Here is a 20,458-nt window from a genome sequence, read left to right on the forward strand (position 1 = left end):
GCCGCCCGCCCCTCCCTCGGACGCTCATCATGACCTACCCGTACAGCCCCAGGTGGCGTAGCAACCGGCTGCCCTGCCGACCTAGGACCAGCCCCGCTCGCGAGCGCGGGTGATCGTGGCACAGCAGGTCACGCAGAGGACCGCCGCGATGGAGTCGGCTGCGGCTTCCGTCTCGGCGTCGGGAATGACGACGGTCCCGAGGAGGCCCATGGAGCGGGCGCAGTGGACGAGAGGGCACCCGGCGGGCGACGGTCAGGGCATCCCGCTCGCGGTGTCGCTCACCGGCGGTAACCGTGGGCGACGTCACCCAGTTGCCGCCTCTGCTCGACAAGATCCCGCGGGTAGCGGGACCGGTCGGCCGCCCGCGCCGACGGCCTGATGTCCTGCTCGCGGACCGCGGCTACGACCATGACAAGTACCGCCGTCTTGTGCGGGCTCTCGGCATCACACCGGTGATCGCCGAGCGGGGCGAGGACCACGGCAGTGGACTGGACGTCTTCCGGTGGGTGGTCGAGCGCACGATCGCCTCCCTTTTCGGAGCGACTTCCAGATAGTCCGTTTCTCCGGTCCTCCCTGCCGCGCATGTCGCGTTCCCATGTCGGAGAAGGAAACGGGAAACAGCATCGATCGTCTTGTCCGCCCCGGCCAGACTGCCGCACGCTACGTGCAGCGCCGACTCGGCCGATGGCGGGAGGGGTTGGAGGTTTCCGTGCCACAGCCGTCCACCGGGTTCGGCGAGGAGTTGAGGAAGCGGCGTCTGGAGGCAGGGCTCAGCCTCACCGCCCTGTCCGGCTCCGTGCACTACAGCAAGGCGCAGTTGAGCAAGGTGGAGCGGGGCCTGAAGGCCCCCAGCCGTGACCTCGCCCGCCTGTGTGACGCCGCCCTTGGAGCCGGCGGGACCCTGCTGTCCCTGCTCGCACCAGAGACCACCGACCCGCCCGTCGATCCGGCGCCGGGCTTTGTCCACGAGGAGGACTGGATCATGCAGTTGTCGCCGGACGGCCCGAACACCTTCCAGCCCTTGAGTCGACGGGATGCCATAGGCGCCGGTGCCGCTTCGCTGATGGCGTGGCGGTCCGACAGCGCGGGCCCGGCCTCGCCGGACGCGGGCGCGGAAATGGTGGAAGCCTCCCGCTCGCTGTTCACCCACTACCGCAGACTCGGCCAGACGGTGCCGCCCGGTCTACTCCTGCCCGTTCTGATCGCACAGACCCACACCCTGCGGGAACTGTCCGCCCACTGTGACAGCGGCACCCGTCGCCACCTGCTGGCCCTTGGCTCCCGGTACGCCGAATACGTCGGCTGGCTGGTGCAGGAGACCGGGGACGAGCGGGCGGCTCTGTGGTGGACTCAGCGCGCGGTCGATCTGGCGGCCGCCGGCGGCGATCGGGCACTGGCGGGTTACGCGCTGGTCCGCCGGGCCCTGATCACGCTGTACCGGGACGACGCCGAGCAGACAGTCGCTCTGGCCCGTCGCGCGCAGAGCAGGGTTTTGCCCCCGCGGATACGCGGGCTCGCTGCACAGCGCGAAGCCCAGGGCCACGCCCTGTCGGGTGACCGCCGGGCCTGTCTGGACGCGCTGGACCGCGCGCGTGCGCTTCTTTCTCTTCAGGACGAAGGGACCGACGAGCCGGTGATCGGCACCATGCACCTTCCCGATCCGGTCGGCATGGTCACCGGCTGGTGCCTGGTCGATCTCGGGCAGCCGCGGGAGGCGAGCGAGGAACTGGACCGACAACTCGCCCTGGTCGGCGGGGACGCGGTTCGCACCCAGGTCAGGTACGGCGTCCGCCGCGCACTCGCCTACGCGTCGGCCGGCGAGATCGACCACGCCTGCGACCTGGCGGCGCCCCTGCTCGACGGAGTGGAGGCCGTGGGTTCCGCGACGGTCACGACCGACCTGAGACGGCTCGCCCGCGCCCTGGCGCGCCACGCGAACCATTCCTCCGTACGCCGGCTGGGACCGCGACTCGGCACGTTGTCGCGCCCCTCCACCATCTGAAGGAGTCACTGGCATGCCCCACGTATTCATCAACTACCGCACCGGCGACGGCGAGCGGACCGCGGCCCTCCTCGACCAGGAGCTGTCACGTCGCTTCGGCCAGGACCGCGTCTTCCGCGCGTCCAGGTCCATCACCCCAGGGGAGGCCTACCCCGAGGTTCTCCTGACCGCGTTACGCCACAGCTGCGTGCTGCTGGCCGTCGTAGGACCGGACTGGACGAACTTCCGCAGTCGGTTGCAAGATCCCGACGACTGGGTGCGCAAGGAGATCGAGGCCGCGTTCGAGTGCGGGCTCATCGTCGTTCCCGTGCTGGACGGCCGCAAGACCGACCGGCTGAACAAAGCGGCCATGCCCCCCGAGCTGGCGCGGCTCGCCGATCTGCAGTCCGTACCGTTCGACAGCACCCACGACACCGAGGCGGGCGTCCGGCGGATCGGCGATCTGGTCGCCGAGCTGGTACCCGAGCTGCGGGACCTGATCCAGCCCGGCGAGCCGTCGCCGAAGTCGACCAGCGTGCACAACTCGATCGGGGACGTGAGTGGAACGTCCGTCCAAGCGGGCGACTTCAGCGGTGACGTCGGCGGCACGATCGTGAAGAACTCCCACGGCGCGGTCCACACGGGCAGCGGCAGCATCTACAACAACTCACGCCATGTGTCGGGCGACCGCTACATCTCGGGCACCGGGACGACGTACACCGAGGGCGACCACCACGGGGACGTCCACCAGCGGTTCGGGGAGCCGGAGCGGCCCCAGGACGACCGACGGTGAGCAGAGAACACACCACCCGGGTCGAGAGCACGCGGGGCGTCACGCACACGGGCGACGGCCACATCTACGTCAACCTCGGCTCCGCTGCCCACGAACCCCGAAAGCCGGTCTTCCGGCAGCTTCCCGACGACCAACTGCGCTGGACCCGAAGGGTGTTAGTCGCTCCGGTGAACATGGGAAGGGCACGCAACACACTCGAGGAGACGGGCACCGTCATCCTCGACGGTGCTCCCGGCAGCGGCCGCTCGGCCACGGCTCGCGTACTGTTGCGCGAACACCACCGTCCCGGCGGCGCCTTCCGCGAACTCCTGCCCGCCGAGCTGGACGAGCTGCCGCTGTACGACGACCCGGCTTTCGTCGACCCGGGCGACCGGCTGCTGCTCGACCTGTCCACCGCGGAGGCCGGTCTGTGGCATGCGGCCCGGGGCGGCCTTCCCGCCCTGCGCCAGACGGTGCGCGAGCGGCGGGCCCATCTCGTCGTCGTCATGCCGCACGAAGGGGCCCTCGATCCCGACCTGCAGCACTTCCGTGTCGAGATTGGACCGCCAGCTTTCCCCATGGAGGTTCTCAGACGACACCTGCGCGCCCACGGCGTGCCGTGCGAGCAGTTTCTCCGGAACGACGTCACTGTCGACGAGTTCCTGAGCGAACGCAAACCCATGCGGGAGATCGCCGACTTCGCCGACCGCATACGCCGTGCCCGCGAAACGGCCGGGCCCCGCGAGGGATTCCCCGAGTGGTGCGCGGCCGCGAAACGTGCGCGTGCCGGGCGCCACGCCGAAGTCGCCGACCGCGTCGCCGGTTTGCCCGACGCCTCCCAACGCGCCCTGATGGTCGCCGTGTCCATGCTCCACGGCGCGCACGCCGACGTCGTCCACCGGGCGGCCGCACTTCTGCTGAGCACGGTCGGGGCCCCCGAGGAGGAGACTCCGCTCCTCCAGCGCAAGGACCTCGCCCAGCGGCTGTCGGAGATCTCGGCCCGCCCCGGGCCCGACGGTCGCGTGCGGTTCACCGAGCTGGACTACGACTCCGCCGTCCGCGCCCACTTCTGGGACCACATGCCCGACCTGCGGCCGCACCTCGGCGCGTGGGTCGCGCGGGTCGTCGAGTCGAGCGACCCGCATCTCGTGCCGGACATCCGCGACGGACTGGTGGCCCGGCTGGCGGGTGAGTTTCTGCGAACCGGGCGGCCCGACGCGCTCGCCGCGCTCGCCGAACGGTGGAGCGCACAGGGAGCGGGCAGAGCCCGGTCGGAGGCCGCGGTTCAGGCGCTCACCTGCGGTCTCGCGGACCCCGCCCATGGCAGGGACTTCCGCGAGCGGATCTACCAGTGGTGCGCGTACCGTCGGCTGACGGGTGAGTTCGCCCAGGTGCTGGTCCAGGTCTGCGCCGACGTCCTCGCGCTGGACCATCCGGACCACGCCCTGATCCGGCTGCACCATCTCGCCCGGCGTGAGCGCGGCACGGCCCATGCGCTGCAGGCCCTGTGCGACCTGGTGGCCGGCAGCCGACGGCTACGCCGAAGGCTGCTCGACCGGCTGGCACGCGGCGACCTCGCACCGACCGACCTGGCCATCTTTCTGCGCGTCAGCGATCCGGAGCCGCTCACGGACCGCTCCGTCACCACTCGCGCCCTGGTCGACGAGGACGGTGTACGACGCTCGCTGATCACGTGCTGGCGTGCCGTGCTGACCCACGCGGTGTCGCGGCCGGAAGGCCGATGCGTGGCATCACGGGCAGAGGTACAGAGCTGGCTGCACTGGGCGGCCGAGGGCGCCGGTGACCGGGGGGAGGTCCTCCTCGACCTGCTGGTCGCTGCCGCCGACCGATGCGGTGAGGACCGGGGCGCGGCGTTCGCCGCGCTGTACGCGTCCGCGCGCCAGGCGGAGTTCGCTTCTCCGGGCGCCGGCGCCCACTCCACCGAGACGACCGACCTGTTGCTCCACAAGATCGGCGTGGCACAGAACCTCGGTCCTGCCGCCCCGTCGGCATCGGCCAGAAGGGGGCGATCATGACGACCGCACGCAAGACGACGACCGTGTTCCTCACTGTCATGTGCGGCCTGCTGCTGACCATCGTCGGCCTGGTGCAGCGATGGCCCGGCTGGACCTGGCCGGCGCTGGCCGCGCTTCTTCTCGGGCTGCCCGCGGTGACCTTCCGGGTCGCCTCGCAGCGCCGCGGCCCGGTGCCGGTCAGCTTCGAGGAGCAGCTCACGGCTGCCCCGGTGGAGCGAACCGAGTACCGCGTCAACCGAGTCGCGCTCCCGAGCCTCTGGGACGACTACCACTTCGTCTTCTCGGCGACCGTACGGTGGTGCTTCGCCGACGGTCCGGGGCGCGGCACGGTCGTCAACCCGGCCGGCCTCGCCGTCGACGCGGTCCTCAGCCGGGCCCGCGCGATTGCCGAGAAGCGGGAACCCGGCCACGCCTCGTTCCTTCAGCACGAACTCGGTGGCGCCCTCAGCCGCATGTGCCCGGATTCCACGGGCCACCTCCGGGCGATGGCCGAGGACATCAACCTCACGTTGCCCGACGAGGATCAGGAGCGTCTGGATCGGCTCGCCAGCGTGCGCAAGGACGAGGCGGTCTGGGAGCACCAGCGCAAGTACGAGCAGAGCAAGCGCCGGTATCTGGGCGAGGACGCCCTCAAGGACACCGGCAGCGCCGTCGTGTGGTGGCTCACCAGGAACGACGAGCACGTGGCGAAGACCGTGGCCGACCTCCCCTTGCTGGCGCAGCTGACCTCCGCTGCCAACGACACCGACATCCCCGAGCGCCTGCTCGAGATGCTGCCGAACCGGCCAGGAGGACCCTGGACGCCGGACATCGGCACAGAGTCTGCCGATCTCCCAGCCCGTGAGCCCTCGGCTGCAGACCACCTGTCGGGGTTCTTCGAAGCTATGGGCTTCACGGAGGACGACGACCGGCGGGCGATGCTGGCCCGACAGTTCTCACAGCTCGTCGAGCAGCACAACCGCCACGAGACAGCGGAGGACCTCCTACGTCGATTCGACCCGCCGAGACCTCCCGCTCCCGAGATCGGAGCGGAACCGGCGCCCGACCCCGAGCCGCCGGCCGACACGGTCTGACCGTCGACCGGGACATTTCATCCCTGCGCATCCAGGAGGACGCGATGGACGCAGAACTGGCCGCGATGGCGGCATCGGGGGCCGCCACCCTGGTCTCCCTCATGGTCACCGATTCCTGGACTCACGCCCGCGCACTGATGGGCCGGTTCCTGGCACGTGCGGGCGCGGACACCGTCGCGATCACCAGCCTGGACGACGCGCGTGCGCGGCTGCTCCTCACGGGCACCGCGGTGGACGAGCGCGCCGTGTCCGGCATCGCGGCCGAGTGGCAGACTCGTCTCTGCGGGCTGGTGGAAGCCGGGGCGCTCACCGGCGAGGAACTGAGTGCTCTCGGGGCGTCGCTGCGCCGACTGGCGGCCGCCGCAGCGAGCCGCCCAGCCACGGTGCACAACACCGTCTCCGGCGGCACCCAGCACGGCCCGATCGTCCAGGCCGGCACCGTCACCGGCCTGGCTTTCCCGCCAGATCCGTCCCCGCGCCGGGAATAGTCGCAGGGCGGGGCAGCAGGCTCCCTTGCCGCGGTGCAGGTCAGCAAGCCGGAAGCCGTCCGGCCTGATGCTGACCGTTTGCTGACCTGGAGGCGGCAATCAGGTCCCTGACCTGCGAAAACACCCAAACGCTAGATCTTGGACTTAAACATGGTACGCAGCATTTGTTGGCCGCGGCCTCTTCGATCCGACGTAGGTCGCCGGTTGTGCCGAGGCACGCTGCGGGTGCCCCGCTCCGTCGGGAAAAGGAGATCGCACAGGCAATGGATCACCCTGTCCCCCTCTCCGGGTACCGTCAGGGTATGAGTCATCCGCACCCCCAGCTGAAAGCCGCACCGCCCCTTCCCGAAGGAGGGCTGCGGGTCATCGCCCTGGGCGGCCTGGGTGAGATCGGCCGCAACATGACCGTCTTCGAGCACGCGGGCAAGTTGCTCATCGTCGACTGCGGCGTGCTGTTCCCCGAGGAGACCCAGCCCGGCGTGGACGTGATCCTGCCGGACTTCACCTCGATCCGGGACCGGCTGGACGACATCGTGGCCGTGGTACTCACCCACGGCCACGAGGACCACATCGGTGGCGTGCCGTACCTGCTGCGCGAGCGGTCCGACATTCCCCTCGTCGGCTCCAAGCTGACGCTGGCGTTTCTGGAGGCCAAGCTCAAAGAACACGGCATCCGGCCGCGCACGGTGCGGGTGCGGGAGGGCGACCGGCGCGGCTTCGGGCCCTTCGACTGCGAGTTCGTGGCGGTCAACCACTCCATCCCCGACAGCCTCGCGGTCGCGATCCGCACCCAGGCCGGGATGGTGCTGCACACCGGCGACTTCAAGATGGACCAGTTCCCTCTCGACGACCGCATCACCGATCTGCGCGCCTTCGCCCGCCTCGGCGAGGAGGGCGTGGACCTGTTCCTCACCGACTCCACCAACGCCGAAGTGCCCGGATTCACCACCTCCGAGCTGGAGCTGAACCCGGCGATCGAGCAGGTGATGCGCACCGCGCCGCGCCGGGTCATCGTCTCCAGCTTCGCCAGCCACGTGCACCGCATCCAGCAGGTCCTGGACGCCGCCCACCAGCACGGCCGCAAGGTCGCCTTCGTCGGCCGCTCCATGGTCCGCAACATGGGCATCGCCCGTGACCTGGGCTATCTCAAGGTCCCCTCCGGTCTGGTCGTGAGCACGAAGGAGCTGGAGAAGCTCCCGGACCACAAGGTCACTCTGGTGTGCACCGGCTCCCAGGGCGAACCGATGGCCGCGCTGTCACGGATGGCCAACCGCGACCACGTGATCCGCATCGGCAAGGGCGACACCGTCCTGCTCGCCAGTTCCCTGATCCCCGGCAACGAGAACGCCATCTACCGGGTGATCAACGGACTCACCCGGTGGGGCGCCCACGTGGTCCACAAGGGCAACGCCAAGGTGCACGTCTCCGGGCACGCCAGCGCCGGCGAACTCGTCTACTGCTACAACATCGTCAAACCCCGCAACGTCATGCCTGTGCACGGCGAATGGCGCCACCTGCGGGCCAACGGCGACCTCGCCATCCGTACCGGTGTCGACCCCGAACGGGTCGTCATCGCCGAGGACGGCGTCGTCGTCGACCTGGTCGACGGGCGGGCGTCCATCACCGGCAAGGTCCCCGCCGGCAACGTCTACGTGGACGGCATGGAAGTCGGCGGCGCCACCGAAGCGTCCCTCAAGGACCGCCTCACCCTCGCCGCCGAAGGCGTGGTCACGGTGGTGGCGATCGTCGACGCGGACACCGGCGCCCTCGCCGAGGCCCCCGACTTCCTGGCCCGCGGCTTCGTCCACGACGACACCACCTTCGAGCCGGTCATCCCCGTCATCGAGAAGACCCTGGCCACCGCGGCCGAGGAAGGCGTCGGGGACGCGCGCCAACTCGAACAGCTCCTCGCCCGCGCCGTGGCGAACTGGGCGTTCCGCACCCACCGTCGCAAGCCGCTCATCATCCCCGTCATCATCGACGCCTGAGCCGCGGCCCGGCGGCACGGTCCGCGTTCCGGTGGCGGCCCCGCGAGCATCGAGGTCGGGCACGCCCGGACCGGACCGGTGGCGAAGCCGCCGGGCTCAACGAGGCGGATCACCTCGCCGCGGGCGGCCGGCAGGTCCGCGAGGGAGTCGGTGCTGCGGGCGACGGCCCTGTCGCCGCGCTTCAGGGCCGCCTTTCGGGACCGCGGCGCCCAGCGGCTCCTGCGAGCCGGCCACCATGCAGGCGAAGCCGATGCCCTGCGAACCGGCACACCGCGTCATTCCGAAGGAATGTGAAACTCGAATTCGGGACGGTCCCACGGCACGGCGGGCGGGTTCGCGAGCACGGTCCCGGTCCGCACTGCACCGACGCGGTGGTAGAAGTCCTCGGCGGGAATGTGCGACACGACCCTGAGACGGTCGATCCCGGCAGCACGGGCCTCGGACTGCATGTGCGCCACAAGCAGCCGTCCAATACCCCGTCCTTGCACTTCGTCGGCGACGAACAGCAGGTCGAGCTCCGGTGGGGCAAGAACGAGCGAGTAGAACCCGAGGACCCGGCCTCCGTGCTCGTCGGCGCCGACGGCCACAAAGGTGCGGTGGGCCTCGATGTAATCAGGACCGACCCGGTAGCCCGCGACTGCGGCTGCGTACTTCCCCTCATAGGCGCCTGAGCCACGCACGAGCCGCGTGAGCCGTTTGGCATCCCGCGCGACCGCCCTCCGTATCGTGACCGGCTGGCTGACCGGGGAAGTGCGTGAACTCATCGGGAGAGTATTTCGCACCGGGAAGCGCCTTCGTGCGGCGGGTCTGCTGCTCGCGCAGGCGTTCCTGCACCGCTCCCCGGAACCCCTCGCCCAGGCCTCGCAAGACGCAGCAGGTCACGCGGAGGCCGCCGCAGTGGAGGCGGCTTCGGTCTCGGTGTCGGGAATGACGACGGTGCCGAAGCCGAGGCCCATGGCGCCGGCGCAGTGGACGAGAAGGACACCCGCTGGGACCCTCCCACGCCCGATGCTGACCGTTTGCTGACCCAAGCGGGGCTATCAAGCCTCTGACCTGTATTTCCCCGACGTCCGATGCTCACGCCATGCGGATCCGCCGACGGTCGTCCGGGTCCGGGACGAGCGCGGCGCTGAGCTGCTCGGGCACGGGCCGGTGTGGGCCACTGTGTCCCGATCCGGTCAGCTGTCCTTGCCCATCGCCTTGCGGACGGCGTCACGAGACCGGTCGATCACGGCCGCCACGGGTCCGGCGGCGACATTCTCCGCCGCGGTCTCCACTCCCGGATGCGGGCGGGTGGGCGCCATGGCCTCGGCGGCACGGACCGCCGTGGCCATCATGGACAGCTGCTGCGCTCCGGCCTTCTCGCGCAGCCCGGGGAACTCGTACTGTTCCTCCGAGGCCGCGTGCTGCAGCACGTCCGCGCGCAGTTCCCGCAAGGCGGGCATGAAGCCGGGGTCGTGGGGGTCCATGTCATCGAGTCGGCTCAGCTTCTCCTTCGCGGCCCTCTCCTCTCCGAGACGGTCGTCGACCACCTGCTCACCGTCCTGCAGGAGACGGCGGGCTGCCGGGTGGACCACTTCCTCCTCGGCGGTCTCGTGGACGGCCAGCAGGCGGACGAGCCTGCGGAACGCCTCCGTCCGGTCGTCGGCGGTGGCGTTCTCGACCTCGGCGAAGAGATCACGGATGTGGTTGTGCTGCCGCATCAGCAATGCCACGACGTCGTCGTTCTCGCCGGCGTCGTCGAGGCGGGGCGTGGCGTCGGTCAAGACAGTCTCCCTTGCGGTGCGATCCCGAAGCGGCGTCGGCCCGCAGGCAGCGGGCACCCGGGCTTCGTCCAGGTTGTCCCTGGTGACGGGCGGCCGCGACCCGCGCGGGGCCGAACGGCGCAGGTGATCACCCAGGGCGAGCAGCCGGGAGCGCACGGAGGAGGACCGCCGTGTCACAGGCGCCGCGCCGCGTCGGGGTACTCGCCAACGGACACCGCCGGCAGCCGCTGGTGCGGACGGGTTGACCGGTCTGCCCGAACGACCCGGCCCCCAGCCGCTGCCCGTCAACTGGGGCATGCACTACGGCCAGGCCGCTCTCCTCGGGGTGCTCCGGTCGGTCATGGCCCAGGCCGGACTGCGCGGACCGGTCGCCTCCGCCAAGTTCGCCGTCGTCCGCCTCACCAACGACCAGATTTCGGGAGAACGCGACGGGCGTCGGCGCCCCACCGCAGACCTGGCCCCGCAAGGAACTCGTCGTGGACCTGCTGCACAAGGCCTTTACGCCTTCGCCACGGGTGCCGTCGCCGACGCCCTGGCCGCCCGCGACGGCGCGGGCCCCGGGCAGCGCCACGCCGCCGTCCGCCCCGGCCGCCGTGCCCACGTCGGACCCCTGCCCCGCAGGCATGCCTACGGGGCGTGAACGCGACGATCCGAGTGACGGGGGCTTCCAGCCGGGTACCGCTGCCCGGGCGCCCTCACTCCGGGCACAGTTCGACCGTCGTCGTGACGCGGGTGACGGCAGGGGCTCTCGGTGCCGAACCGAACCCGAAGCGCACGGGCGGCTCGACGGGTGCCATCGCACCGAGGTCCGCGCCCTCGTAGGCGGCCGAGACGGCACGGATCGGCAGCAGGTCCCGGGCGCCGTACCACTCCCGGCGGCCCTGCCCGGCGCTGCCGCGGGTGCGCACGCCGGGCAGCAGCAGGCGGGCGGGCAGGTCCGTCAGCGCGCTCCATGCCGGACGGCGGGCGAGCGCGCCGGGCACGGTCCGCAGCGCGAGGCCCAGAAGCCCTCGCCGGCCGGTGGTGAAACGCAGGTCGAGGGGTCCGGCGGTGACGGTCCAGGCGTGGTCCGTGATGCTCACCTCGACCGGGACGACACGGACCGTGTCGAAGACGTAGGTGCCGCTGATGAAGTCCGCCGTCTCCCGCGTGGGGGCCAGCAGCAGCCTGTCCCCGTCGGCCCGCTCCAGCATCACGTCACTGAACGCTTCGAAGGGCGACCCCTGCCAGTGTCCGAGCACGATCCGTGTGCCGGAGGAGGTGCCCAGCCCCGCGATCCAGCCGTCGAAGCGCACGCGCGGGCGTCGCGGGACGGCGCCGCGATGCCGTCGAGGTGAGTCAGGAAGGCTTGGACACACGCTTCGGGACGCACGGCCTGGAGGGCCCGAGCCGTACATGCCTGACTCCTTCCGAGAAGTGCGCCAGGGGCTCACCGAGGGGGGCTTCCCGCAGGCCCGCTGCGGCGGTCAGCGTCTCCTCCAGTACCTCGACACCGGCGCCGGCCAGTGGCCACGGCTCGTGCTCGACGGGCGTCTCCCAGAGCATGCCGAGCCTGCGGGTGTACGCCCGCCAGCGCGAGGTCAGCCACACGTCCCGCTCCGTCGGCTCGATCGGGTCTCCAGGCCGGACGACCAGGCGATAGGAGGCGTCACCGAGCCATCGGGAACCGGAGTACGAGACGGTGTCCCCGTCCGTGGACACGTCGAGGGTGCCCGGGTTGTACGGTGCGCCGATGGCTCGGGCCGCCACCATCGGGGGGAAGGCGACCTCGATGGACAGGAACCAGAGCCCGTCCCGGCCGTCACGGTGCCGTACGTACGTGCGCAGGTTGGTCTCCGCGAACGTCGGCAGGCCGGGCAGCGAGGCGGGAACACCGGGGGGTCGCACGTCCGCCATGACAAAGGGGGTGAGCCCCACCCAGGCGGACCCCTCGTACTCGTCCACGACCAGTCCCGCGGGCAGGAGCGCCTGGACCGTGGCAGGCCGGAACGGCCAGTGGACGAATGTCTGCGTCAGCCAGCCCGCCCGCAGCGCCGGCAGGCGCACCCGCTGCTCCGCTCCGTATGCCACCACCGGCGTCGGGTCCCCGTCGCACGATCGACGGAAACCCACGGGACCCGGCAGGGCGGGCGGAACGACGCCGGCCAGGTCATGAAGAGTGCCCCTCAGGCCGAGGGGCGAGCAGCCCAGTCGTCCCTCCAGGTACACGTGCGCTCCGTCGGTGGCGCGAAGTAATCAGCCAAGCACTATGTCGATGTCGATGGCGCCGGGGTCCCAGTGGGTCTCGCCGGGAACATGCTGGTGCCCGCACCAGCCGGAGAACCGCTTCCATTCCGCTACCGACATGCGGTTGCCGGGGTTGGAGCCGACTCCTGCCGCATCCAGAAACGTACGGCCCGACATCCGGGGAATCGGGACGAGGGACTCGATGTCGCGGACGACCTCCCGGATGAAGGCCAGGTGCTCCGATGCCCAAGTCGGGGTCTGTGCGGCGAACCCCACGATTTCGATCTGCACGCACCGGGCGGCGTTCTCTGGGGTCGCCTGGTCCGACAGCGCCCGGGCACCGGCGTTCAGGGAGTAGTGCTGGACCACGCGAAGCGTCTTCGGCTCGATGGTGAGGGTGGGCCAGAAGTTGGTAGCGATGAAAGTCTGTAGGGCGCCGGCGATAGTGGGTCCCTCGGTTGTGTGCAGGACACCACGCCAGGGGAGCGGGAGGTACTTCGGACCCGTCTTCGTGGCCGGGATGCGCTCGGCATTCGGCAGCCACACCGAGCGCCCGTCGAACAGGTCGACGACCGCACGTACCGACGCATCGAATCCGGCCTCACCGAGTCCGGGCCAGTTGCCCGCGATGGCGAGTGGGTAGCCCGGGTCGGTGCGATCGGTGGCGACGTCGTAACGCAGGTACTTCGGTCCTTTGAAGAAGAAGACCTTGCCGTTGCCCCAGTTGACCGCCGCGTCCACACCGCTGGCGAATCCGGCCTCACCGAGTCCGGGCCAGTTGCCCGCGATGGCGAGTGGGTAGCCCGGGTCGGTGCGATCGGTGGCGACGTCGTAACGCGCGTACTTCGCACCTCGAAAGAAATACAGTTTGCCGACCTCGAGGTTGATCGCAGCATCGGGCCGGGCGAAGCCCACCTCGGCGAGCCCTGGCCAGTTCCCGGTGACCGGGAGGGGGCTACCGGCCAGGTCGTCGCCGCGGTCGTAGCGCAGATATCGGTCAGCGCGGAAGAAGTACACCCCGGTACCCACATTCGTCACTCCTCTGTCTGCCAGGGCCTAGAGGCTGAAGTAGGAGTGAAGGACGATGCCGGCCCTTGTGGCAGGACCGTCAGCAGACGGCTGCTCACGGGTGGGGGTGATGGGCTCCGACACATACGCACCGGAGCGGACGGGAACCCCGGAATGGTTCAGCCATTTGATCTCCGTGTTCACGCCCATGATCAGCGCCCAGAAGTCGTTGAAGAGGGCCGGTATGTCGTCCACGGCCGCCTGTGGAAGGTCTCGCGAATCCGCCATGGCCGTGACTGTCGACCTGAAGAAATCCGGGTCCGCGAGCTTCCGAAGGATATGTGCGAGCCCTCGCGCATGCGCGTCGCTCACGATTTCGACGACTCTCCGGAACCCGTCATAGTGGTCTCGTGCTGTTGCTGCTTGTTCGTGTGTGGTAGCCATCCCGCCTCCATGAGCCGTTGGCACTACGCCAGAATGCGTTCTAAGGAACCGCCACGTCCTCCACGGAGCCCTTGACATACCATGGGATCCGAGCCGTTCGAGCGGACCCAGTGGGAACAGGACTTCCCCCTGCTCCGGCCGTCCATCAACAACCCGGAAAGACCCGGCGGACCCACATCGAATGCGTCGCCGTCCGCGTCGCCCAAGGCCTCTTGACGCTGGGCGATGTCATGTTGCACAACTTCCACGTCGGCCAGGCGGTCAGCCGCTCGCCAACCGCCTGGGACCACTGAGCCCATCGGAGAGGCTCGTCTAGGTGTGGAATCCGACCTGAATGGGACCGAAGCCGATGCCGATGCCCCACCTTGCCGCAGGGCCGTCGCCCAGATCCTCCAGAGCGCTCTGGGGGGCCTTGAGCTCCTTCACGATCATGGCAGAACGGGGAGCCTCTCCCGAGTCATTCAGCCAGCCGATGTCCACAGCGCAGCCTCTGTACAGTTTCCAGAAGCCGCTGAAGGCACTCCTCGAATCCGGCATTCCTTCAAGGCCTTGCTCGCGTACCTTTTCCTGGAACATATGGTCGAAGGCCGCAGGGTCCTGGAGTTTTTCGAGGGCCTTCTTGATGCCATCGGCCAGCGCCTTGCTGAACTCGTTTGCAACGAGCTGAAACACGGCGTTGTCGGTGCTTGTTTCGCGTGTGACGGTCATGCCGCATCTCCCGTTCCTGAGGGGGAGTTCTGCTTCTGCAAAAGACGGTACCTGCGGCACGCCTCTTCTGCCACTCAAGGAATCCGAGACGGCGTTTTTTTGTGTTGCCCTGTCAACTTCTTATTGCCGCTTAATAGTTGAAGTCCGGGAGACGTTGGGCTTCCCTTGAACCCAAGTTCGGTATCCTCATTTACCGGTCAACTGCACACGTTTGCTTTGGTAGTTGAAGTAGCAGAGAACCTCGATGACAACGGCTGCCAGATTGAGCCGAGTTGTCGCCTCGGTCGCGGACCTGCCTGTTACATGGACGTCGTGGACCACAGCGGCCCCGGCTGCCGCGGCCGCGCCTGCGCACCGTCGCCGGCACGGGCCGGCTCACACTCCAAGGGCCTTCGCAGTTCGTCGGCGATGGCATGGCCGATCGAGTCGGTCACCGGGTCGGGTTGCCACGCCCACTGTCCGTTGGGGTTGCACTCGAGGAAGTACCAGTCGCCGGCGGGCGTGACGGCGAAGTCGAAGGCGCCGAAGACCAGTCGGAAGGTGTCGAGGTACACGGACACCGAGCGCGCGATCCCGGCGGGGACGGCGATCGGCGCGCACTCCATGCGGGACTGCCGTCGCCGCCAGTCCAGGTCCGGGCTGTCGATGCGGACCGCGAACACCCGGCTGCCGACAGCTGTGAGTCGCACGTCGAACGCCTTCTCCACCTTGGCCTGGAACAGATGCGGGCAGACGGCCACGGCGGGCGTGATCTCGTGCGGGCGCACTTCGCGAACCCATACCTGTTGTGGCGTGCCGTCGATCGCACAGGGCGTGTTCCACAACGGCTTGTAGACCACGCCACCGGAGTGCTGGGCGGCGAACTCGCGGGCCTGCTCGTGGTCGTTGGTGATCAGCGTGGACGGGACGGACAGGCCGCTGCGCTGCGCGGTGGCCAGCTGGGCCGGCTTGTGCTCGGCCGCCCGGTTGTTCCACGGGTGGTTGACGTAGTGGGCTCCGGGAAGCGACGCCAGGATGCCGCCGACGCCCCACAGGGACTGAGAGGCAGCGAACCGGCGCTCCTGGTCGCCCAGTCCGGGCGGCCCCTGGTAGGGGGAGGGACGGCGTGTCCAGACGGAGCGCACCTCGGTGAGGTCGAGCTCGCGGGTCGGCGTGCGCAGGGTGCCGCGCTGATCACCGGTACGGTACGTGGCGGTGAGCGCGGCACCTTTGTGCAGGTCTGTGCCGGGGTCGAGACGGACCACCGGGACCCGGTGTTCCGCGAGGATGCGCAGGACCACATCGGCGGTCACGTCGTGGAGGCCGGTCAGTACCAGCACCGGCCCGACCGGGCGTGTCGTCATCAGTCGTGGTCGGAGTCCGACGAACTGTCCGAGTCATAGCTGTCGGCGCAGCTGGTACTCGTGGAGCTCGACGTGCCGCTGCTCGTCTGGTGGTGGAGCTCGACCGCCTGGCCGTGTTCGTCGATCACGACTGCGATCTGGGTCTCCGGGTCGATCACCGCAGTGAGCAGCGGAACCGGCCGCGTCTCGGCATACGGTGCCATGCGGGTGATTCCCCAGGGCGTGCCGGCGTTTCGCGTGGTCATCGTTGGTCTCCTTCGCTTCCGACTGTTCGGGGGCTCGCTTCGTGCGTGGGGGAGGTCTCCGGGTTCGTGCTCACTCTCGGCGCATGAAGTCGATCTGAACCGACGCGAGGAACGGCTGGACGCTGACGCACTCCCAGCCGATCGGCTCCACGGCCGTGATGATCTTGTCGATCTCCTTGCGGATCGCCTTCATGGACACCCTGGCTCGGCTGTCGATGTCGAACCCGGCGAGGAAGGACGCGTCGCCTCTGCGATAGGCGGTTCTGGCGTCCGAAACGAGTTTCTGCATACGCCAGGCATGTAGCAGCCCCATATGTGTCCTCTTCGTTGTGGATGCGGGCGCGGCTCACACGCAGTGAGCGATGAGTCCATGCTGGCCAGGGGCGTTGAAATGCGGATGAAATCCCGGTTCATCGGCCGGACGCGGAGGCAGCGGTGCGGCAGGGAGATGAGGAACAGCCGTTTGTGAGGTATGCGGGCTTACGCGAGTTCACCGGATGCCGTGCGGGGGCGGGCGACGGCCCGTTCGAACCGGTCGCGTGCCTGGAGGAGGTCCTCCGCCGCGGCCTGGGGCCAGCCCAGGCGGTTACGGATCTCGGCCTTCAGCCCGGCGCCGGTCCGTCCGCCGACCGCCGCGCGTGCCTCGGCGTGGAGGCGGGCCGCTCCGGCCGGGTTGCCCAGGCACTCCTCCGCGGCGGCGAGTCTGCCGAGGACCGCGGCGAAGAGGGGGGTGTCCCCTACCCGCTCGGCGAGTCGGGCTGCCCTGGTCAGCGCGTCGGCGGCCGGCACGTGGTGCCCGCGGTCCAGCTGGAGCGTACCCAGACGGAAGAGCGTCTTGCTCAGGATCCGGGGCCTGCCGATCCTCTCGGCGAGACCGACCGCTGCCGTGTAGCACTCCAGCGCCTTGTCCTTCTCTCCCACCTGATGGTGGACGGCGCCCACATTGGCCAGGTACATCACGGCGAGCCAGTCGTCCTCCACCCCCCGGGACAGGTCGGCGGACTCGTCCAGGAGCGTGGCGGCCTCGGCCGGCTGCCCCGCGGCGTTCGCGAAAATGCCGAGGGAACCCAGAGCCCGTGCCTGCTCGAGGACATCTCCGGCGCGGCGGCTGATCCGCAGCGCCTCGCCCAGCCAGCGGCGCGCCTGCCCGTGGTGTCCCTGCAGCCCGTACGCTATGCCCATGCAGGTGCGCAGTTGGGAGACCAGGCGCTGGTCGGTGAGCTGCTCCGTGAGCGGCAGCACGATCTCCACGGCGGCCCGGCACTCGTGGTACCGGCCCTGCCGGGTGAAGTAGTCGCACAATGCCTCGGCGAGCCGGCCGGCGTCGTCCACGTGGCCCACGGCCGCCGCCTGGGCGACCACGTCGACCAGTTCACCGCCCGCCGCGTCCAGCCATGCCGTCGCCTCCTCCCCGTGGGCGAAGGGCGCCGTGTCGGCCCTCGGACCGGTGGGGAACGCGACGGGGCCCCAGTCGCTCGCACGGCGGGCGGCTGCCACGTAGAGCCGGAAGACCCCGGCCCGCGCCGCGGCGGCCTCTGCTGTGTGCGCGGCGGCGACGCGCCGGGCGTAGACCGCGACCAGGTCGTGCAGGCGGTAGCGTCCCGTGACGGCCTCCTGGACGAGGCTCGCCTCGACCAGGCTGTCCAGGGCGCGCTCGGCGGCGGACGGGGTGACGCCGAGCAGGGCGGCCATGGTCAGCCGATCGAAACTCACGGTGGGCGAGAGGCCCAGTACGCGAAACGCCCGGCGCTGCGCGTCGGGAAGCTGATCGTAGGAGATCTGGAAGGCCGCCTCCACACTGCGGTCCTCGACCGCGAGTTCCGCGAGACGGTGCTCGTCGTCGGCCAGCCGGACCACCATGCGCTCCAGCGCCCACAGCGGGCGGCTCTGCATCCGGGCCCCGACGACCCGCAGAGCCAGCGGCAGCCGGTCGCACAGGCGGGCCAGTTCATGCACCGCGGCACGCTCCGGACCGGACCCGGTGCCGCCGACGGCACCGGTCAGCAAGGCCTCCGCCTCGTCCGTCTCCAGCGGGGCCAGCGAAATCCTGCGATCGACGTCGAGCCCGGTCAGCCGCCGGCGGCTGGTCACCAGCACGAGACTGCCCGGACCGGCGGGCAGCAGTGGACGAACCTGTTGCGCGGCGCGTGCGTCATCGACCACCACCATGAGCCGGAGGAAGGCGGTAGCCGCTCTCCAGGACGCCGCCAGGCCCTCGACGTCCCCCGAAGGATCGTCGTCGCCTTCCGTGAGGCCGCCGACCGCCCGCAGCAATCGGCGCAGCACGCGCTCCGGCACAGCCGGTTCCCGTCCCTGCCGGTGACCGCCCAGGTCCACGAACAGGCAGCCGTCCGGGAAACGGTCGCGTAGCGCCCGCGCGGCGCGCACCACGAGCGCGGTCTTGCCGACTCCGGCCATGCCGTCCACCGCACGGACTGTCACCGCCTGCTCGTCCACCGGCGCGAGGAGCGCGTCCAGCTCGGGGCTGCGCCCGGTGAACCCGCTGACGTCGACCGGTAGTTCGTCCCGCAGGCGCCGAAGGGGGCACGCGGCCGGCGGCCGCCGGTCCGTCGATCGGCTTGCCGGCGGGGGTGCGCCGACGAGGAGAGCTTCATCAGCGCGTAGCACTGCTTCGTGCACCCGACGCAGTTCACCGCCCGGCTCCGCTCCCTGTTCCTCCACCAGACGGCGGCGCGTCTTGGTGAAGACGGACAGCGCGTCGGCTTGCCGGTTGGCGGCGTAGAGGGCGCGCATCAACAGGGCGGCCACAGACTCGTTGTGGGGGTGCGTCGCGGACAGAGCGAAGAGCTCCGCGACGACCTCGGCCTGCCGGCCCAGCCGAAGCTGGCACTCCACCTTGTCCCGCACCAGCACGAGCCTGTACTCCGACAGCCGTAGACGCTCCGCCTCGGCGAACGGCCCGGGGAGCGCTGACAGGGGTTCACCGTGGAACAGGTTCAAAGCGGCGGACCACGCACTCACCGCGGCGGCCAGATCACCGGAATCCCGGGCGCTGTGGGCCTCTTCGACGATGTCCCGCAGTCGGGCCACGTCCGTCCGGACGCCTCGCGCGTCGAAGCGGTAGCCACCCCGGTCGGTCACGATGACGGACCTGGAGGCATTTGCTGATTCCGGGTCGAGACGCCGGCGCAGCTGGTGCACATAGACCGGGATGACCTTGGCACCGGTGCCCGGCGGCTCCGGGCCCCATACACCATCGAGCAGCTGCTGCCGGCTGACGGTGGTGCCCGGCCGCAGCAGCAGCGCCGTCAGCAAGGCCTGTTGGCGCACCGGACCGAGGTCGAGCCGCATGTCGCCGCTCCAGGCCCGGAGCGGACCGAGCATGGCGAACCGGAGCGGACTGTCGTGCGGCGACAACTCCCCGTTGGATGGCACGCTGGGGAGTATAGGTTCCGGGCCGGACCGCGTAACGGGCGTCGTCGGACGGGTAGGGACAGGCGCGGGCCGGCAGCAGAGGGGCGAGTTCGGCGCGCGGCCGGCCGGTGGTCAACTCGTCGGACCAGGAGGGTGGCAGCACGCTGGTCGTCGGTTGCCGGGCCAGGCAGAAGACGGATGGCACCAAGAAGGCGGCTGCGACGGCGGAGCGGCGACGGGCGTCGCTCCACCGGCCGGCCTCAAGCCTTGATCGGTGCGGCCGACCTGGCGGCCTGCTCGATCTTCGCGCAGTAGGCCGCACGGGCTTCCTCGTCGACCTGCTTCTCGTTCTCGGCGCGCACCCCGGTCCGGCCGTCGAGGCCCTCGCGCAGGATATCGGCGTGCCCGGCATGCCGGATGGCCTCGCCGAGGACATGGACCATGACGGCGAACAGGTTCGTGTCCGCATAGGGCTCCGGCCACCACGGCACATGTCCGGGGGCGTCGAGGGGAAGCTCACTGATCGTCGCGTCCGAGTGTTCCCACGTGCGCCGGTAGAACCCGATGATCTGGTCGCGGGTCTCGTCCTCGGTCGCCCACAGATCGCTGCCGTCGTGGTCCTGCCACCGGGGCAGCGGTTCCGGGGAAGGGCGGTCGAAGACCTCGCCGAAGTACCTGGCCTCGACGGTGGCCACATGTTTGACCAGACCGAGAAGGTTGGTCCCGGTCGCTGTCAGAGGCCGGCGGGCGTCGTATTCGGACAAGCCGTCGAGTTTCCAGAGCAGCGCCCTGCGGTCCCGCCGCAGTCTCCCGTGCAGGTTGTCCTTCGCGAAGTCATCGATCATGCGGCATGAGCCTGCCATCGGCTGCTCGTGGTCTCAAGATCCCGTATGTGGTCCGCAACGACTGGCGGAGCGCTGACTGAGCAGGATCTGAAGCAACCTTCCTCGCCGCACGGTGTCCTTCGGCGAGGACGAGCCCCACTGCCTGAGTGCGTATTTCACG

At 69.9% G+C, this 20,458-nt stretch carries 19 protein-coding genes and 2 pseudogenes; 8 read left to right on the forward strand and 13 right to left on the reverse strand.

Annotation, left to right across the window (positions count from 1 at the left end):
• Positions 1 to 81 precede the first annotated feature (81 nt).
• On the reverse strand, positions 82 to 210 hold the full coding sequence (locus IE212_RS35380) for a hypothetical protein (RefSeq protein WP_268250584.1): 129 nt from the start codon (positions 208 to 210) through the stop codon (positions 82 to 84).
• Between the two features lie 37 nt (positions 211 to 247).
• Between IE212_RS35380 and IE212_RS04775 the strand changes: the two are divergent.
• From IE212_RS04775 to IE212_RS04805, 7 genes and pseudogenes are all read left to right on the forward strand, one after another.
• A pseudogene (locus IE212_RS04775) lies at positions 248 to 533 on the forward strand (transposase); the annotation flags it as partial.
• A 176-nt stretch (positions 534 to 709) separates the two neighbouring features.
• Entirely contained in the window at positions 710 to 2,002 is a 1,293-nt protein-coding gene (locus IE212_RS04780) for a helix-turn-helix domain-containing protein (protein WP_190196414.1), read from the forward strand.
• 13 nt (positions 2,003 to 2,015) lie between these two features.
• A complete protein-coding gene (locus IE212_RS04785) occupies positions 2,016 to 2,774 on the forward strand; it encodes a toll/interleukin-1 receptor domain-containing protein (RefSeq protein ID WP_190196415.1) in 759 nt (252 codons plus the stop codon).
• On the forward strand, positions 2,771 to 4,789 hold the full coding sequence (locus IE212_RS04790; RefSeq protein WP_190196416.1) for a hypothetical protein: 2,019 nt from the start codon (positions 2,771 to 2,773) through the stop codon (positions 4,787 to 4,789). The genes IE212_RS04785 and IE212_RS04790 overlap by 4 nt, the downstream gene beginning before the upstream one ends.
• Positions 4,786 to 5,862 (forward strand): hypothetical protein, encoded by a 1,077-nt coding sequence (locus IE212_RS04795; RefSeq protein WP_190196417.1) that lies wholly within the window; start codon positions 4,786 to 4,788, stop codon positions 5,860 to 5,862. The genes IE212_RS04790 and IE212_RS04795 overlap by 4 nt, the downstream gene beginning before the upstream one ends.
• Before the next feature lie 44 nt (positions 5,863 to 5,906).
• Positions 5,907 to 6,350 carry a hypothetical protein gene (locus IE212_RS04800; protein WP_190196418.1) on the forward strand — a complete coding sequence of 148 codons (444 nt, stop codon included), beginning with the start codon at positions 5,907 to 5,909 and terminating at the stop codon, positions 6,348 to 6,350.
• 302 nt (positions 6,351 to 6,652) lie between these two features.
• Positions 6,653 to 8,338, forward strand: a complete 1,686-nt coding sequence (locus IE212_RS04805) for a ribonuclease J (RefSeq protein ID WP_190196419.1) — start codon at positions 6,653 to 6,655, stop codon at positions 8,336 to 8,338.
• Positions 8,339 to 8,613: 275 nt separating this feature from the next.
• Here IE212_RS04805 and IE212_RS04810 read toward each other — a convergent pair whose 3' ends face one another.
• Positions 8,614 to 9,102 (reverse strand): GNAT family N-acetyltransferase, encoded by a 489-nt coding sequence (locus tag IE212_RS04810; RefSeq protein ID WP_190196420.1) that lies wholly within the window; start codon positions 9,100 to 9,102, stop codon positions 8,614 to 8,616.
• Positions 9,103 to 9,516: 414 nt separating this feature from the next.
• Positions 9,517 to 10,104 (reverse strand): hemerythrin domain-containing protein, encoded by a 588-nt coding sequence (locus IE212_RS04815; RefSeq protein ID WP_190196421.1) that lies wholly within the window; start codon positions 10,102 to 10,104, stop codon positions 9,517 to 9,519.
• 241 nt (positions 10,105 to 10,345) lie between these two features.
• Here IE212_RS04815 and IE212_RS04820 point away from each other — a divergent pair.
• A pseudogene (locus IE212_RS04820) lies at positions 10,346 to 10,744 on the forward strand (hypothetical protein).
• 55 nt (positions 10,745 to 10,799) lie between these two features.
• Here the strand turns inward: IE212_RS04820 and IE212_RS04825 are convergent.
• The 10 genes from IE212_RS04825 to IE212_RS04870 form a co-directional block, all read right to left on the reverse strand.
• Positions 10,800 to 11,399 (reverse strand): hypothetical protein, encoded by a 600-nt coding sequence (locus IE212_RS04825; protein WP_190196422.1) that lies wholly within the window; start codon positions 11,397 to 11,399, stop codon positions 10,800 to 10,802.
• Between the two features lie 43 nt (positions 11,400 to 11,442).
• Complete coding sequence (locus IE212_RS04830; protein ID WP_190196423.1) at positions 11,443 to 12,177, reverse strand: YqjF family protein; 735 nt, start codon at positions 12,175 to 12,177, stop codon at positions 11,443 to 11,445.
• Positions 12,178 to 12,339: 162 nt separating this feature from the next.
• The gene (locus IE212_RS04835) at positions 12,340 to 13,359 is read right to left on the reverse strand and encodes a hemopexin repeat-containing protein (RefSeq protein WP_190196424.1); all 1,020 of its coding nucleotides are present in this window, start codon (positions 13,357 to 13,359) and stop codon (positions 12,340 to 12,342) included.
• A 27-nt stretch (positions 13,360 to 13,386) separates the two neighbouring features.
• Complete coding sequence (locus IE212_RS04840) at positions 13,387 to 13,626, reverse strand: hypothetical protein (protein WP_190196425.1); 240 nt, start codon at positions 13,624 to 13,626, stop codon at positions 13,387 to 13,389.
• 468 nt (positions 13,627 to 14,094) lie between these two features.
• On the reverse strand, positions 14,095 to 14,490 hold the full coding sequence (locus IE212_RS04845; RefSeq protein WP_190196426.1) for a hypothetical protein: 396 nt from the start codon (positions 14,488 to 14,490) through the stop codon (positions 14,095 to 14,097).
• A gap of 299 nt (positions 14,491 to 14,789) precedes the next feature.
• Positions 14,790 to 15,833: an ATP-grasp ribosomal peptide maturase gene (gene tgmB, locus IE212_RS04850; protein ID WP_190196427.1), complete on the reverse strand. Its 1,044-nt coding sequence runs from the start codon at positions 15,831 to 15,833 to the stop codon at positions 14,790 to 14,792.
• The gene (tgmA, locus tag IE212_RS04855; RefSeq protein WP_190196428.1) at positions 15,833 to 16,078 is read right to left on the reverse strand and encodes a putative ATP-grasp-modified RiPP; all 246 of its coding nucleotides are present in this window, start codon (positions 16,076 to 16,078) and stop codon (positions 15,833 to 15,835) included. Before tgmA ends, tgmB begins: the two co-directional genes overlap by 1 nt.
• A 70-nt stretch (positions 16,079 to 16,148) precedes the next feature.
• On the reverse strand, positions 16,149 to 16,367 hold the full coding sequence (locus IE212_RS04860) for a hypothetical protein (protein ID WP_190196429.1): 219 nt from the start codon (positions 16,365 to 16,367) through the stop codon (positions 16,149 to 16,151).
• A gap of 191 nt (positions 16,368 to 16,558) precedes the next feature.
• Positions 16,559 to 19,474: an AfsR/SARP family transcriptional regulator gene (locus tag IE212_RS04865; RefSeq protein WP_190196430.1), complete on the reverse strand. Its 2,916-nt coding sequence runs from the start codon at positions 19,472 to 19,474 to the stop codon at positions 16,559 to 16,561.
• Between the two features lie 239 nt (positions 19,475 to 19,713).
• Positions 19,714 to 20,298 carry a DinB family protein gene (locus IE212_RS04870; protein ID WP_190196431.1) on the reverse strand — a complete coding sequence of 195 codons (585 nt, stop codon included), beginning with the start codon at positions 20,296 to 20,298 and terminating at the stop codon, positions 19,714 to 19,716.
• Positions 20,299 to 20,458: the final 160 nt, after the last annotated feature.

The organism is Streptomyces djakartensis (assembly GCF_014651075.1).
GTDB classification, from domain to species: Bacteria; Actinomycetota; Actinomycetes; order Streptomycetales; family Streptomycetaceae; genus Streptomyces; species Streptomyces djakartensis.